This is a genomic window from Candidatus Thermoplasmatota archaeon (genome assembly GCA_030018475.1).
GTDB lineage: Archaea > Thermoplasmatota > JASEFT01 > JASEFT01 > JASEFT01 > JASEFT01.
This window is the reverse complement of sequence record JASEFT010000034.1, coordinates 1-13,580: the sequence shown is the minus strand read 5'-3', so window position 1 is coordinate 13,580 and position 13,580 is coordinate 1. Positions and strand designations below refer to the sequence as shown.

The 13,580-nt window shown below is 38.7% G+C and carries 14 protein-coding genes; 5 read left to right on the top strand and 9 right to left on the bottom strand.

Annotated elements, in window-relative coordinates:
• From sucC to QMD21_05375, 3 genes are all read left to right on the top strand, one after another.
• The coding region (gene sucC / locus QMD21_05385; protein ID MDI6856196.1) for an ADP-forming succinate--CoA ligase subunit beta at positions 1-1,028 on the top strand (1,028 nt) is incomplete at its 5' end.
• Positions 1,019-1,876 carry a succinate--CoA ligase subunit alpha gene (sucD, locus tag QMD21_05380; protein ID MDI6856195.1) on the top strand — a complete coding sequence of 286 codons (858 nt, stop codon included), beginning with the start codon at positions 1,019-1,021 and terminating at the stop codon, positions 1,874-1,876. The genes sucC and sucD, both read left to right, overlap by 10 nt.
• Before the next feature lie 50 nt (positions 1,877-1,926).
• Positions 1,927-4,410, top strand: coding sequence for an Ig-like domain-containing protein (locus QMD21_05375; protein MDI6856194.1), 2,484 nt, complete (start codon positions 1,927-1,929; stop codon positions 4,408-4,410).
• Here the strand turns inward: QMD21_05375 and glmM are convergent.
• The 3 genes from glmM to QMD21_05360 are packed head-to-tail and all read right to left on the bottom strand — an operon-like array spanning position 4,402 to position 7,226.
• Complete coding sequence (glmM, locus tag QMD21_05370; protein ID MDI6856193.1) at positions 4,402-5,763, bottom strand: phosphoglucosamine mutase; 1,362 nt, start codon at positions 5,761-5,763, stop codon at positions 4,402-4,404. The two genes, QMD21_05375 and glmM, sit on opposite strands and share 9 nt — an antisense overlap.
• Positions 5,764-5,767: 4 nt before the next feature.
• Entirely contained in the window at positions 5,768-6,787 is a 1,020-nt protein-coding gene (locus QMD21_05365) for a DUF1611 domain-containing protein (protein ID MDI6856192.1), read from the bottom strand.
• Between the two features lie 49 nt (positions 6,788-6,836).
• Positions 6,837-7,226 carry a hypothetical protein gene (locus tag QMD21_05360; GenBank protein MDI6856191.1) on the bottom strand — a complete coding sequence of 130 codons (390 nt, stop codon included), beginning with the start codon at positions 7,224-7,226 and terminating at the stop codon, positions 6,837-6,839.
• Between the two features lie 81 nt (positions 7,227-7,307).
• On the opposite strand from QMD21_05360, the gene QMD21_05355 reads away from it, so the two are divergent.
• A complete protein-coding gene (locus QMD21_05355; protein ID MDI6856190.1) occupies positions 7,308-8,639 on the top strand; it encodes a cyclic 2,3-diphosphoglycerate synthase in 1,332 nt (443 codons plus the stop codon).
• Between the two features lie 22 nt (positions 8,640-8,661).
• Here QMD21_05355 and QMD21_05350 read toward each other — a convergent pair whose 3' ends face one another.
• The 6 genes from QMD21_05350 to QMD21_05325 all read right to left on the bottom strand — a co-directional run bounded on the left by QMD21_05350 (position 8,662) and on the right by QMD21_05325 (position 12,534).
• The gene (locus QMD21_05350) at positions 8,662-9,486 is read right to left on the bottom strand and encodes an MEMO1 family protein (GenBank protein MDI6856189.1); all 825 of its coding nucleotides are present in this window, start codon (positions 9,484-9,486) and stop codon (positions 8,662-8,664) included.
• 3 nt (positions 9,487-9,489) lie between these two features.
• Entirely contained in the window at positions 9,490-10,089 is a 600-nt protein-coding gene (gene rpsB / locus QMD21_05345; GenBank protein MDI6856188.1) for a 30S ribosomal protein S2, read from the bottom strand.
• On the bottom strand, positions 10,086-11,288 hold the full coding sequence (locus QMD21_05340) for an enolase C-terminal domain-like protein (protein MDI6856187.1): 1,203 nt from the start codon (positions 11,286-11,288) through the stop codon (positions 10,086-10,088). The genes rpsB and QMD21_05340 overlap by 4 nt, the downstream gene beginning before the upstream one ends.
• Entirely contained in the window at positions 11,285-11,482 is a 198-nt protein-coding gene (locus QMD21_05335) for a DNA-directed RNA polymerase subunit K (GenBank protein ID MDI6856186.1), read from the bottom strand. Before QMD21_05335 ends, QMD21_05340 begins: the two co-directional genes overlap by 4 nt.
• 75 nt (positions 11,483-11,557) lie before the next feature.
• The gene (locus tag QMD21_05330; GenBank protein ID MDI6856185.1) at positions 11,558-11,965 is read right to left on the bottom strand and encodes a zinc ribbon domain-containing protein; all 408 of its coding nucleotides are present in this window, start codon (positions 11,963-11,965) and stop codon (positions 11,558-11,560) included.
• Between the two features lie 32 nt (positions 11,966-11,997).
• The gene (locus QMD21_05325) at positions 11,998-12,534 is read right to left on the bottom strand and encodes a hypothetical protein (protein MDI6856184.1); all 537 of its coding nucleotides are present in this window, start codon (positions 12,532-12,534) and stop codon (positions 11,998-12,000) included.
• Positions 12,535-12,635: 101 nt separating this feature from the next.
• Between QMD21_05325 and QMD21_05320 the strand changes: the two genes are divergently transcribed.
• On the top strand, positions 12,636-13,580 hold a 945-nt coding region (locus QMD21_05320), incomplete at its 3' end, for a ribosomal biogenesis protein (protein ID MDI6856183.1).

Sequence of the window (13,580 nt, the reverse complement as noted above, 5' to 3'; positions counted from 1 at the left end):
GTTTTTTAATTTCTAAACTTGCTGAGCTTCCTGATATTAAATTCCCAGTAGTGCTAAAAGCTCAAGTGCCAGTTGGAGGTAGAGGTAAAGCAGGGGGCATAAAGTTTGCTGGCAATAAAGAAGAGCTTGAAAAAGAATGCTCTAACTTATTGGGCGCTAGTTTGTTAGGCTATAAAGTAGATAAAATTTTAGTTGAGGAAAAGCTAGAAACTGAGAAGGAACTTTATTTAAGTATAAGTATTGACAGGAGTGCTAAACTGCCTCTTTTAATGGCTAGCGAGTGCGGAGGCGTAGATATAGAAGAGGTGGAAGAGGAAAAGATTATAAAAACTCATGTTAATCCTTTTATAGGGATACAAGATTTTAATATTCGTGAGTTGATTTTAAAATTAAATATACCTTTAGAGCTAAAAGAAGAATTTTCAAATTTAATAAAAAATCTATACTCTTTATTTAAGAAAGAAGATGCAGAGCTTGCAGAGATCAATCCTTTAGTTATAACGAGAGCGCAAAAGATAATTGCCGCTGACGCTAAACTTACAATTGATAGCGCTGCTATGTACAGGCATAAAGAGTACGAAAGCTTTCAATCGCTGTTAGAGCGAAAATGCGCTGAGAAAGGTATTGCCTTCGTTAAACTTGACGGTAATATAGGCGTAATAGCCAATGGCGCAGGACTTACAATGGCTACTCTAGACTGTATAAACTATTTTGGCGGCAAGCCCGGAGTATTTCTTGATTTGGGCGGCGGCGCTGAACCAGAAAGAGTTAAATATGCTTTTGAACTAATGCTCGAAGCAGAGCCTAAAGCTGTATTTATTAATATTTTCGGCGGAATAACAAGATGCGACGAAGTTGCGCTAGGCCTAAAAGAAGTTGCTGAGAGAGGGCTCGTAAAAATTCCTGTGGCTGTAAGAATGAGAGGAACTAACGAAAAAGAAGGTAAAGAAATTTTAGAAAAGCTTGGAATTACAACTGTAGAGACTTTAGAAGAAGGTGCTGAAAGGGTGATAAGCTTATGTCAATAATATTGCCCAAAGATACTCGCGTTCTTGTCCAAGGTATTACTGGCTTGCAAGGAAGATTCCATACTAAAAAAATGCTGGAATACGGTACTAATATAGTGGCAGGCGTAACTCCTGGCAAAGGCAAGGAGGTTGTCGAAGGTATAGAAGTATTCAACTCAGTCTCTGAAGCTATGTCTAAAAAGCCTAATGCAGCAATAATTTTTGTACCTGCTCAATTCGCTAGAGACGCAGCCCTAGAATCTTTAGAAAATAACTTAAAAATCATTGTGATTATTACCGAGCATATTCCTGTGCATGATACAATAGAAATTTTAGAATATGCAAAATTAAAAAAAGCCGTAGTAATAGGTCCTAATACGCCCGGAATAATCTTACCTCATACTAGAACAAAGCTAGGGATCATGCCGAACGAAATTTTCCTACCCGGAAATATAGGTGTTGTATCTAGGAGCGGAACTTTAACTTACGAAATAGTAGAAGTTATTACCAAAGCTGGCTTTGGTGTTAGCGCTTGTATTGGCTTGGGTGGCGATGCTGTTGTAGGAATGTCCTTCGTAGATGTATTGAAAATATTTGAAAAAGATAAAAAGGTAGAAAAAATAGTTTTAATAGGTGAAATTGGCGGTAGTGCAGAGGAAGAGGCGTGCTCATATATTGCTAAAATGAAGAAGCCTGTATATGCATATATTGCAGGAATAACAGCTCCTAAAGGCAAGAGGATGGGCCATGCAGGCGCTATAATTGCAAGGGGAAAAGGAAGCGCGGAGAGCAAAATTAAAAGTTTTGAAGGCGTAGGGGTAACAATTGCAAAGCTTCCTAGCGAGATAGGCAAGCTAATAGCTGAATAGCAAAAAATAAGTATATCTAGAAATATTCTTCATTTAGGTGCGATAGAAAGATGTCGAGGAAAATAGCTGCTTGGTCTTTGGTGTTAGTACTACTAATGAGTGGCGTGCTTATAGCTATAGGGCAGGAGCCTACAACTCAACGTCAGCGAGAGTATGAAATAACTGGAATTGTCTTGCATTCTCTAGATGGTAACGCAAGAATTTATAACGAAACAAAGGTTTGGGTTTGTGAAAATATTACGGTGTATTTATTGAAAAATGTTACTAACATAAATATCGATACCGGTGCTACAGATCAAGGCACTAACGAGACTGATCGCGACTCCTTCTCCTTTATACCGGAAAGTCAGCCTAACTGGGCTGAGGGGGATGAGGGTATAGCTGTAGGAGAGTTTCATAGCGAGCTGAATTACGCATTCATAACAAATTTCACTTTAAAAACAATCTACTATCCGCCACCAGTTGATAAGACAGAATACGTTGGCATCTGCGACGCTACAGAATGGGAACTTATACCTACACCGAGAATATATAAAAGAGGCGATACTTGGATAAATATATCAATACCCAAGTTTACAAACCAGCAAATCTCAGCACTGGGTGGTGGCACACCAAACTCTAACAATACTATTGGATATGCTATCTGGAGAGATGATCTTTTGGACAAGCGTGCTGGTATTGCTGACTACTCAAACGAAACTCATTATTTCTTTAACGATACTACTATTTCGCTAGGCGGGAGTTATTATTACTCAGTCTCTCCTATTGCAAGAGCTAACTATGAAGTATCTGCGAGATCGCTAAAACTCAGTACTGACGAACTTGATATAAGTATTGCACAGGAGTTAGAGACTGCGTGCTTTACAGGGGGCAGTGTACTAAAATTAGCTTATAACATAACGGGCGGAGCCGCACCGTTCAAAATAATATTCAATTTAACAGAGCTAAATATTGTCTATGAGACAACTAATTATAGGCATGGAGAGCATACTTACGATTTAGTTATCCCAACGGTTAACGCAACACATGTCAAACTGAATATAACATTAACTGACGACACTGGCAGAACTGATTGGTTAATAACGCCAAGTGTAGGATATTTTGGGATTGATTCAAAGAAGCCTACGGTTAGCAACGTAACTCCAGAGTCGGGGGCTAGCGATGTGAGCATTTACGGAGATATTTTGATAGAATTTGATGAGCAAATGAACGAAACGAGTGTAGAAAACGCATTCTCAATTTCCCCAGCTGTGAGCAACCTTGCCTGGAGTTGGGTTACAGAGTGGGTTACAGATGATCGTAAAATTAGTAAAGCAATAATTTCGCACGACCCTTTCCAAGCAAATGAAACTTATAGCTGCAGTTTGACTGCAGAAGCTAAAGATTTATCAAAGCCCGGCAATAGCTTGGTGCCTTACTCATGGTCTTTCAAAACAACACCATTGATAAGTTTATCATTGCATTTCCCATATCCAGCTGCAAGACTGACTGGTAACGTAACTCAAACACTTAGGTACAGTGTTGGCGGCGGTCTGGCACCTTATAATATTACAATTCTGTTTTATAATGGCACTGCTTGGAGTTATGCTGCGAATCTAACCAACATCCAGAGTGGTGCCAATAGTTATAGTTGGTCTGCTCCGGCTTTAGATATATCTAATGCAAAACTCAAATTTAATGCAATTGATGCGCGAGGCTTAACTGCACTACTCGAACGCGAGTTCGTTCTCGATTCTACAGCTCCTAAGCTTCTAGAATATACTGGTAGCGAAGGCACTGCAGCAACCACTGGCAAGATCCTATTGGCATTTAGCGAAGCTATGAATATTACTAGCGTTGAACAGAATTTTAATTTAATAGATAACGAAACTAATACTAACGTAGACGGCACTTGGAAATGGGAAGACAGCAAAATCGCAATATTTGAGCCTGCTGCAGCGCTTGGTCCCAATAAGAATTACACTGCTAGAATTACAAGTGAAGCACTGGATATCTCAATACCGGGCAATAGACTTGTAGAAAAGGTTTGGTACTTTACTGCACTTGAAGGTAGAGGCGATTTTATAGTCACAGTAACTTTTCCAACTATGCCTAGGAAAGGCGATGTCGGTAAAATAACAGTCAGCCTTTTCAATACGGGCATTAGAGGTTTTAATTCTAGTGGTACGATTATAATTAAATTCTATCAAAGCCCTGACGGCGTCGCCTGGGCACCGATAGATACAAAAATCATTCCTGGGATGTGGTTTGGTAGCAGTGAGACTAGAAGCATAGATGTAAAGTTCGAAACAGCTGGCGACTACTATTTCAGGGTAGAAATAGATTCTACAAGCGCGTCAGATATTTTCAATGATAGGGACTCTTTTGTAACCATCGCATTTATTAGAGTTGAAGAGCCACCACTGCCTATAGTGCCTTACGCATTAATCGCACTAATGGTGCTTATAGTGATAGTGATAGGATTCTTGATAATTGCAAGTCAGAAAAAAGTGACAAAGAAGAAAGAGGAGCTTGAAGAAGAAAGATCAGAGTGAAAGTTTAATGATTCCTTCTAGCGCTTTTTTCTCGCTCTCAGCGAGCTCCTTTGCAATATTTTGATCCTTTGATTCTGCAAATATTCTATAAATAGGCTCTGTACCAGAAGGTCTTACTAATACCCAGCCATTTTCAAAGAAAATTTTCACACCGTCAAGAGTAAGAGATCTTAATCCTACCACAGCTTTCGATTTAATGTATTCATCAAGTACTTTTTGTTTTAATTCTTCAGGACATGAAATTTTCGTTTTGTATAAATAATACTGAGGAATTTTTGCAATCAACTCAGAAAATTTTTTTCCTGACTTCACTAATATTTCTAAAATTTTCGCTATCCCAATAGCGCCGTCCCGGCAGTACTGGAATTTAGGGAATATTAATCCTCCATTCTCTTCGCCGCCGAAAACCGCGTTTTTGTCGCGCATTACTCTTGCAATAATTGGAGAGCCTACTCTCGTATATTCAACTTCGCCACCTTCAGCTTTAACAACGTCTTCTAAGCAAGAAGAAGAGCTAACTGCAGTTACAACGAGTCCTTTGTTCTCTTTAACTAGCTCTCTAGCGCAAAGTGCTAATGTCTTCTCACCAGGCACATAATTGCCTAGCTCGTCTACAAATATAGCTCTGTCTGCATCACCGTCATGCGCTATACCTAAATCTACGCCAGCCGCTTTTACAGTAGTTATCAACTCCTGTAAGTTTTCAGCTGTGGGCTCAGAAGGGTGCGAGGGCACACCCTGAGGCTGAGAATTTAGCAGTATTACTCTACAATTAAGCTTTTCGAGGAGATAAGGCGTGGTAAAGCACCCTGCACCGTTAGCGCAGTCCAAAACTACTTTTAAATTTGCAGCTCTTATTGCTTCAGTATCTACTAAAGAGAGCACTGCATTCACGTAATCTTCAATTATATCTGCAGTGGAAACATTGCCTAAATTATCCCATGCAACTTGCTTGTATAACTTCTGAAAATATATATGCTCTATTTTTTCTTCGCTCTCTCTTGCCAACTCTATGCCATCGCTATCGATACATTTTATACCGTTGAACTCTGGTGGATTGTGGGAAGCGGTAATGACAACTCCAAAATCAAGATCGAATTTTGTTATACCAAACTGAAGTGTAGGTGTAGGCACAATACTGAAATCTACAACGTCTATACCTGAAGATAATAATCCTGAGAGCATTGCGCTCTTTAATACAATATTAGAAGTTCTCGTATCTGTAGCAAGAGCTACTTTACCTTTATTGCCAAGGTATGTGCCGATACTAAGTCCTATTTCAAGTGCAAATTGTGGCCGCATTAGCTCGCTGACAACGCCTCTAATGCCGTCAGTACCAAATAATCGTGCCATTTTTTTATAAATTCAATTTGCTGATAGTAGCATTTAACAGCTTTTCTGCACCTTTACTATCCTTTAATACATCAGTAGCAGGTAGCTTATATTTGCGCTCGTATTCTTTAGCCACTTTTTCCCATGACTGTACATCCTTGCAATTTAGCGAAATACCGACAACGCTCGTATTGCCTAGTTTTTGTACAGCTTCAATTTCAAATTCTAGCTTAGGAACCTTTTCAGGATAGCTGTTTCTGTGCTTCCTTGCAGGATTATGCACCATAATTACGCACTCAGGCTTAGAGCCGTAAAGTATACCGAGTGCAACTGGGCCGTAAGCTGAATGCAGTATAGAGCCCTGACCTTCTACAAATATTATTTGCTTGCCCTTTTGAGAGACTTTTCGTACCATTTTTTCAACAGCTCCTGGAATGAAATCGCCTGGAATAGCATCTACTGCAATACCTGCGTCGCAACCTATCATTATGCCTGTCTGCCCAGTAGCTACAAAACCTGCCTTTAAACCTTTTTTTTGCGCACTTTTTACAAGCTCTAGAGCTGTAGTCCTTTTGCCTACACAGGAATCAGTTCCTGCAACCAGCACTACAGGCACTTTATGCTTGTACCCTTTTGCAAGCTCTAACTTGCCTTCGTGCTTCCTTACATCCCATATTTTTGCATTATATTGCTTTGCAAGTGTTGCAAGCTCTTTGTCATCGCTTAAAAATTCGTGCATTCCAGATACAATATTGATATGGCATTTGATAGCCCTTTTAATATCAGAGCGCCACTTTTTAGGTAGCTTACCACCAGGAGGCGCTATACCTATTATTAAGCTATCTATATCTTTAGAAAAATCGTTTACTATAGGAATTCCAAGTATGCCTAGTCCTAAAAATTCACCTGCGTCTTTTCCAGCTAGAGTCTCATCTACAACTTCCTTTATTTTGAATTTACTGCTATGTCTAATAAGACCGTGCGCGGTTTTTGCTTTACTACTTCCAAAACAGCCTCTTGCAAGTATGGCAGCTTTCATTTTCATTAATCAATAATTGTAAGTAAAGAGATAAAATTTTTGTGGCTGTCTCTAACTACTTCTTATAAAATATATACTGTCTCGGTATTCTCAGTTTTTTACCGCACCAGTATCGGCATTTTTTGCACCTATACCCAATAGTAATTTCCCAATCGTAAAGAGTCTTGTTCTTTATAGGAGTAACTCTTGATTTGCAGACAGGGCATTTAGCTAATTCTTTAATTTCTTTACCTTCTCTTACATTTAACTCCACTCTTGCAAGCTCTTTAGTCAGTAGAATAACTCTAGCTCTTGAACCGCTTACTTTATAAGAAGGGTCGAACTTTAAAAGCTCTTTAGAAAGTAGCTTTTTTAAAGCTGTTTGGGAATTAACCTTTACATTCTTTCTAAATATTTTTTTCAATCCTAGCGTTACAAGCTCTTCATCAGGAATTTTGTAGCCCATGTTTAAGAATATAGAAATTTTTAGTAGCTATTAATGTTTATCCAAAAAGCATATAAAGAGCGCATTCTTATATCTTATTAAATGGAAAAGAGGACCAGAGTTATTATAATGGGCGCTGCAGGAAGAGATTTTCATAACTTTAATGTATTTTTCAGAAATAATTCCAATTACGAAGTTGTTGCTTTTACAGCTACTCAAATACCTGAGATTGAAGGTAGGGTATATCCTAAGGAGCTTGCAGGCGAGTACTATCCTGAAGGAATACCGATCTATAGTGAAGAAGAGCTTCCTGAGCTTATTAAGAAATACCAAGTCAAGCAGGTGATTCTTTCTTATTCAGATATCTCTTATCGTCATGTAATGAGGAAGTCAGCCGTAGTTAACGCTGCAGGTGCAGACTTCAGACTTTTAGGCACTAGCGCAACAATGCTGCAATCTAAGAAGCCTGTAATTGCAGTTTGTGCAGTGCGTACAGGCTGCGGTAAAAGCCAGACTTCTAGGAAAATATTTGGTATTTTAAGAAAGAAGGGTTTTAAAGTAGTCTCCATACGTCATCCAATGCCATATGACGCTGACCTTAAAAAGCAGATATGCGAGCGATTTGAGACTTATGAAGACTTAGATAGATACAATTGCACTATTGAGGAACGTGAAGAGTACGAGCCTTATTTAGATATGAATGGCATTGTTTATGCAGGCGTAGACTACGAAAAAATTTTGCATGAAGCTGAGAAAGAAGCTGATATTATCATCTGGGATGGAGGCAATAACGATTTCCCGTTTATCAAGCCTGACTTACATATCACTATAGTGGATCCTCACAGACCCGGGCATGAGATAAACTACTATCCGGGAGAGGTTAATCTAAGAGTAGCTGATGTCGTTATTATTAATAAAATAGATACTGCTAAAAAGGAAGACATAGAAGAAGTGAAAAGGAACATTTCAAAATGCAATTCTCAAGCTAAAGTTATTTTAGCAAATTCGCCTATTACCGTTGACAGACCTGAAATTATTGAAAACAAGAATGTAGTTGTAGTAGAAGATGGTCCTACCCTCACGCACGGCGAAATGCCTTACGGTGCAGGGTATCTAGCAGCCAAAAAATTCAATGCTTTAATAGTAGATGCAAAAGAGTACGCTACAGGCTCTATAAAAGCTATTTACGAAAGATACCCACATTTAGAAAAAATACTTCCTGCAATGGGCTACGGTAAAAAGCAGATAAAGGAGCTTGAAGAGACTATAAGTAAAGCTGCAGTCGATGCTGTAATAATAGGCACTCCTATCGACCTAAGAAGAGTAATGAAGATTGACAAGCCTTGCGCAAGAGTGAAATACGAGCTTGAAGAAATAGGCAAGCCTGACTTGGAAGATGTGATTGAAGAGTTTTTGAATAAGGTCAAAGTGTGAAGATGGCACTTTTACGTTGCAATCATTCCACAACAATCCCTGCGTACCCAACAACTTCAAGCATGTGCTTTTCTATATCGCCTGAAGTACAATATTTAAGTAAAGTTGCTTTCTTTGCATCAATGCTCTCAAGCATAGCCATTACAGGTCCATAGCCACACATTGAAATAGAGTAACGATTAACCACTTCGTACAACCCTTTAGCATCTAAGTTTAAAATCTTTTCTATAGCTAACTTGTCTTTTCTTTCTGCCTCGCTCCTCTCTTCGTAATGAGTGAAATCGCTAGAAGCAATAACAACAACATCCTTTTTTAACTCAAATATTGCTTTTTTTATTATGCTACCAACTTCTTTTGCAGTTTTATAATCTTGTATTCCCAAGCACAAAGGCACAAACTTAAAATCTTTTTTTATAAACTGAAGAAAAGGCAACTGCACTTCAATCGAATGCTCGTACCGATGTGCGTTAAAATCGTTATCAATAATAGTATTTAACAAAGCGTCCGCAAGCTCTAGGTCAATTTCAGCTTCGCCAAGAGGTGTAGAAAAAGTTTCCTTTGTAATTGCAATCCCGCTACCGTAGCCTGTATGATTAGGACCTATTATTATAAAGGTAGCTGGAAAGCGGTCTTCAGCTAGCGCAGCATAAACCCAAGCTGCTGTAGCTCCTGAATACATATAGCCTGCATGAGGTACTACAGCACCTTTGATTTTGCGTAAACCTTTCTCGTTATATTTAGGTAATTTACCAGTACCTAACTCGTGTAGATAACAGCCTTTAATCTGCTTTACTAACAGCTCTTCGGTACTTGCATAGAAGCTACCTGCAACTGCCGGTAAGCGCATTTTTTACAACTCCGTCTCAAAATCTTCTATTTTAAGTTTAAACTCGTCATTACTTTTAATAAGATTTTTTGCTTTCGTAACTTCTCTTGTAAGCAACCAGTAAATAACTGCTAGAGACCTTTTACCTTTGTTGTTTGCAGGAATTACAAAATCTATATATTTGGTTTCGTTATTTACATCGCATATAGCAATAATTGGAATTCCTATATTTACAGCTTCTTTTAAAGCTTGGCTATCAACCGCAGGGTCGGTAATAAATATAAGCTCGGGCTCCAAATATTCTGGAAGTTTTGGATTTGTAAGCGTTCCTGGGATATATCTGCCCACAACCGCTCTCATTCCTAAAGTATTTGCAAATAGTGATGCAGGCTTTTGCGCGTATTGCCTAGCTGCTACGACCAATTCTTTCTGAGGTTCGTAACTAGCTAGTAATTTAGCGCATAGCTTTAGTCTCCTATCAGTCTCTTTTACATCGAGCACATATAGCCCGTCAGACCTTATTCTGAATATGAATCTTTTCATATCAGCAGATTTCTGGTGAGTACCTATATGCACTCCCGCAACTCTGTACTCTTCGTCAGGTAGTAATGGCTCTTCCGTCATTTTTTAAGATCCTCTTCTATTCTTATGAGCTCGTTAAGTTTCGCTAGCCTTTCACCGCCTGCAATTCCTGCTTTTATAAATTTAGACCCGAAGCCCACAGCTAGATGGGCTAGGATTTCGTCTGTAGTCTCTCCACTACGATGCGATACTATAGTGGTGAGCTTGTTATTATGTGCTAGGCTCAAGGTATTATAAGCTTCAGTTACCGTACCTATTTGATTAGGCTTTATCAGTATAGCATTGCAAGAATTTAAACTGATACCTTTTAAAAGCCTTTTAGAATTTGTAGCGAAAAGGTCGTCGCCTACAACAAGGCATTTATCACCGATTTGAGATGTTAACTTTGCAAAAGATTCGAAATCGTTTTCTTCAAAAGGATCTTCTAAATAGAAAATATTGTATTTATCTACGAGTTTAAGCGCTAGCGCTAAATGCTCTTCTTTTGTAAAGCTTTTGCCTCTGTACCAGTATTTACCTTTATTGTAAAACTCGCTTGATGCAAAGTCTAATCCAAGCTTTATATCAATACCTTTTTTATCACTGGCTTCTCTACAGCAATAAGCTAAGATATCACTTGCTTCTTCGTAACCTAAATTAGCTACCCAAGAGCCTTCATCTCCTCTCCCTAAAGTAGCGCTTGGAAAACGGCGCTTCAATTCCTCGCGTATAAATCTATAGACCAAAAAATTTGCACTCAGAGCTTCGTAAATGCTCTTCGCAAAAGGAATCGCTAAAAATTCTTGTAGCTCAGGACCTCTAATTGCATGTTTACCTCCTCCAAGTACATTGCTTACAGGTATAGGGAGCTGTACAGAAATAGGTGAGAGGTATTTATAGACTGGCAGCTGCAGAACATTTGCAGCGCATTTCAATACTGCAAGTGAAGTAGCAATAGCAATACTGCCGCCAATCTTAGAAAAGTTGTCAGTGGCATCGAGCTCTTTAAGCTTTTCATCGATACCGCGTTGGTCGAGCACGTTCATACCGATTAGCTGAGGAGCTACAAGCTCTTTAAATTGCTTTATACCTAGCTCAATATTGTTTTTTGGATAAGCAACAGCCTCATGCTTACCAACACTAGCTCCGCCTGGCGCGCTAGCTCTACCAAAACCTTTCGATGTAAAAACTTCCACTTCTACAGTCTCATTTCCTCTGCTCTCAAATATTTTTCTAATCTTTAGCTTATCAATAGCACTCATTTCACAACTCTTTTTACAGTTATAGGAATCACTCCTTTTTCAAACTCAATCACTGCAATTTTAAGAGGGTCTATAGTGTTAGAAGGTAGTTTAACAAGTATTGGAGCTCCCATTGCGACCTGTAAAGCTCTAGCTCCTATTACAGCTGCTTTCTCAAACCTTGTATATTTATGTTTACCTTTAGGGTATCTCAAGCTTTATTTCACCTTTAAAGCTGGAGAATAGCCTGAAATATCAAAATTTTTCTCTATACAGCAACTAATAAAAGTTTACTCTTCAAACTCAGCCCCGCAATTAGGGCATGTTTTAGAGGATGCTGGTACTAAAGCTCCGCACCCACCGCAAACCACCATTTCTTCAGCTTCGCCAACAGGTTTAGGAGGAGCTTCTGGGGGCTTTACAGCAACTTCTTCTTCAGCAGGCACTTCTTCAGCCACTCGCTCTTCCTCTGCAACTATTTTCTCAGCAGGTATTTTTTCTAGTTTAAGGTCTCCAGCTATTGTTACCAAAATAATACAGGCTGCAATGACTGCACCTACAATAAGTGCTGTAAATCTCAGTGCGGCACTTGGTATTTCTGCAGATTCAGGTATGGCTTGCAGTCTGAACGCACTCCATAATGCTACTACTGACATAACTATTAAAACTACTATTGGCGGAATAAATATTTTTTTCAAACTCTCACCATCGTTAGTAAGCAATTAGTAGCTTATAAAAATTTCGCTTTTATTCTCATTCTATAGCTCAGAGCTAAAATTAGTAGAGCTACGACCACAGAAATTATTCCTGTACATAATGCTACGTTATAAGGTGCAAAATCGCTTGTGTAAGTCTCTATACCGATATTAAGCCAACAAGCGAGCCAAATGTATAGAATACCTGTGAAAAGCGCTGCAAGACCAATGTACATAGCTACGTTCTCAGCTATTAGTTTTTTACTTGCTTTTGAGTAAATTACAGTAGCAATACCCACGCATAGCCATAAAACTGCAAGCCATACAGTTAGATTGTAACTAACTGCAATACTAAATCTTTCAGGTATTATTTGAATTAGGTTAGAGCGGTAATAAAGCAAATAGCTGAAAATGAATAGCAGAATACTGCTTGTAAGGGGAACAGTGCTGAGTTTGAAGCATGACTTTCTCGCTTTTATTAGCTTTTTAAGCTCTTCTAAACGCGATTCTATCTTTCTTTCAAACTCAGGAATTTTTGGCTTTATGACTTCTATTACAGGCTCTTGATACATTGGCTTGTATAAGTTTGTGATAGATTATAGAATTTTCGGTTTTTTGAAGTATCAAGCCAACAATAATAAATAGTCGATAACACAATTAATAGGAATGTAAAATGTGCGCGTGGCTTATCACAAAATGGTTTGGAACCTTTATTGTTGACAACTCTAAAGTCATAGCATATAAACTATTTCCTAAAGTCCCAAGCCAAATTGCAGAAAGATTGAAAAAAATAGATAATAACGAAATTTTAGAAGAGGAGAAAGAGCTTGCAGCTGGACTCTCTGAAGGAATTTACGTTACTACCGAAAGGCTATTGCCGTTAGGCAAATTAAGTAGTGTAGAATTCGTTTCGTTAGTCCCTGAGCAATATAGCTATAGCTACGAGCTACTTCAAGCTTCTTCTATAGAGCTAGCGAAAAGTCAATTAAAAGAAAAAATTTATGAAGACCAGGATATTATTCAAGCTGTTAGAGCTAACGAAGAAATTATTAAAGCGAAAAATCTGTTTTTAGAGCGCTTCAGAGAATGGTATGGTCACCATTTTCCAACTTGCAATTTTGAGATTGCACCAAGAGAGTTCGTAACCAAACGCGAGCTCAGAGCTAAATTAGGCGATAAAGAGTTTGATAGCTTAGCAAATCTTGCAGCTACAATACTTTCATTAGACAATTTAGAGCGCTCGCTCGAAAGCTACATAGATGATAAAATCATGAAGCTCGCTCCCAATCTAGCTGAAGTAGCGACACCAATTCTAGCTGCAAAACTTATAGCCGCCTCAGGAGGCTTGCACAGACTTTCTGCGCTACCTGCGAGCACTATCCAATTACTAGGAGCTGAGAAAGCGCTATTTAGAGCGTTGAGAAAAGGGGCAAGAACACCAAAATATGGACTGATATTCCAGCACCCTAAAATTTCACAAGCGCCTGTAGAGCAGCGTGGTAAGTTAGCCAGATGGCTCGGCAATAAAATTGCAATAGCTGCAAGATTAGATTATTTTTCTAAGAAAGAAGCCTTTCTTTCTTTTAGAAAAAGAAAGAAACCCTTCAGGGAAAGAAAG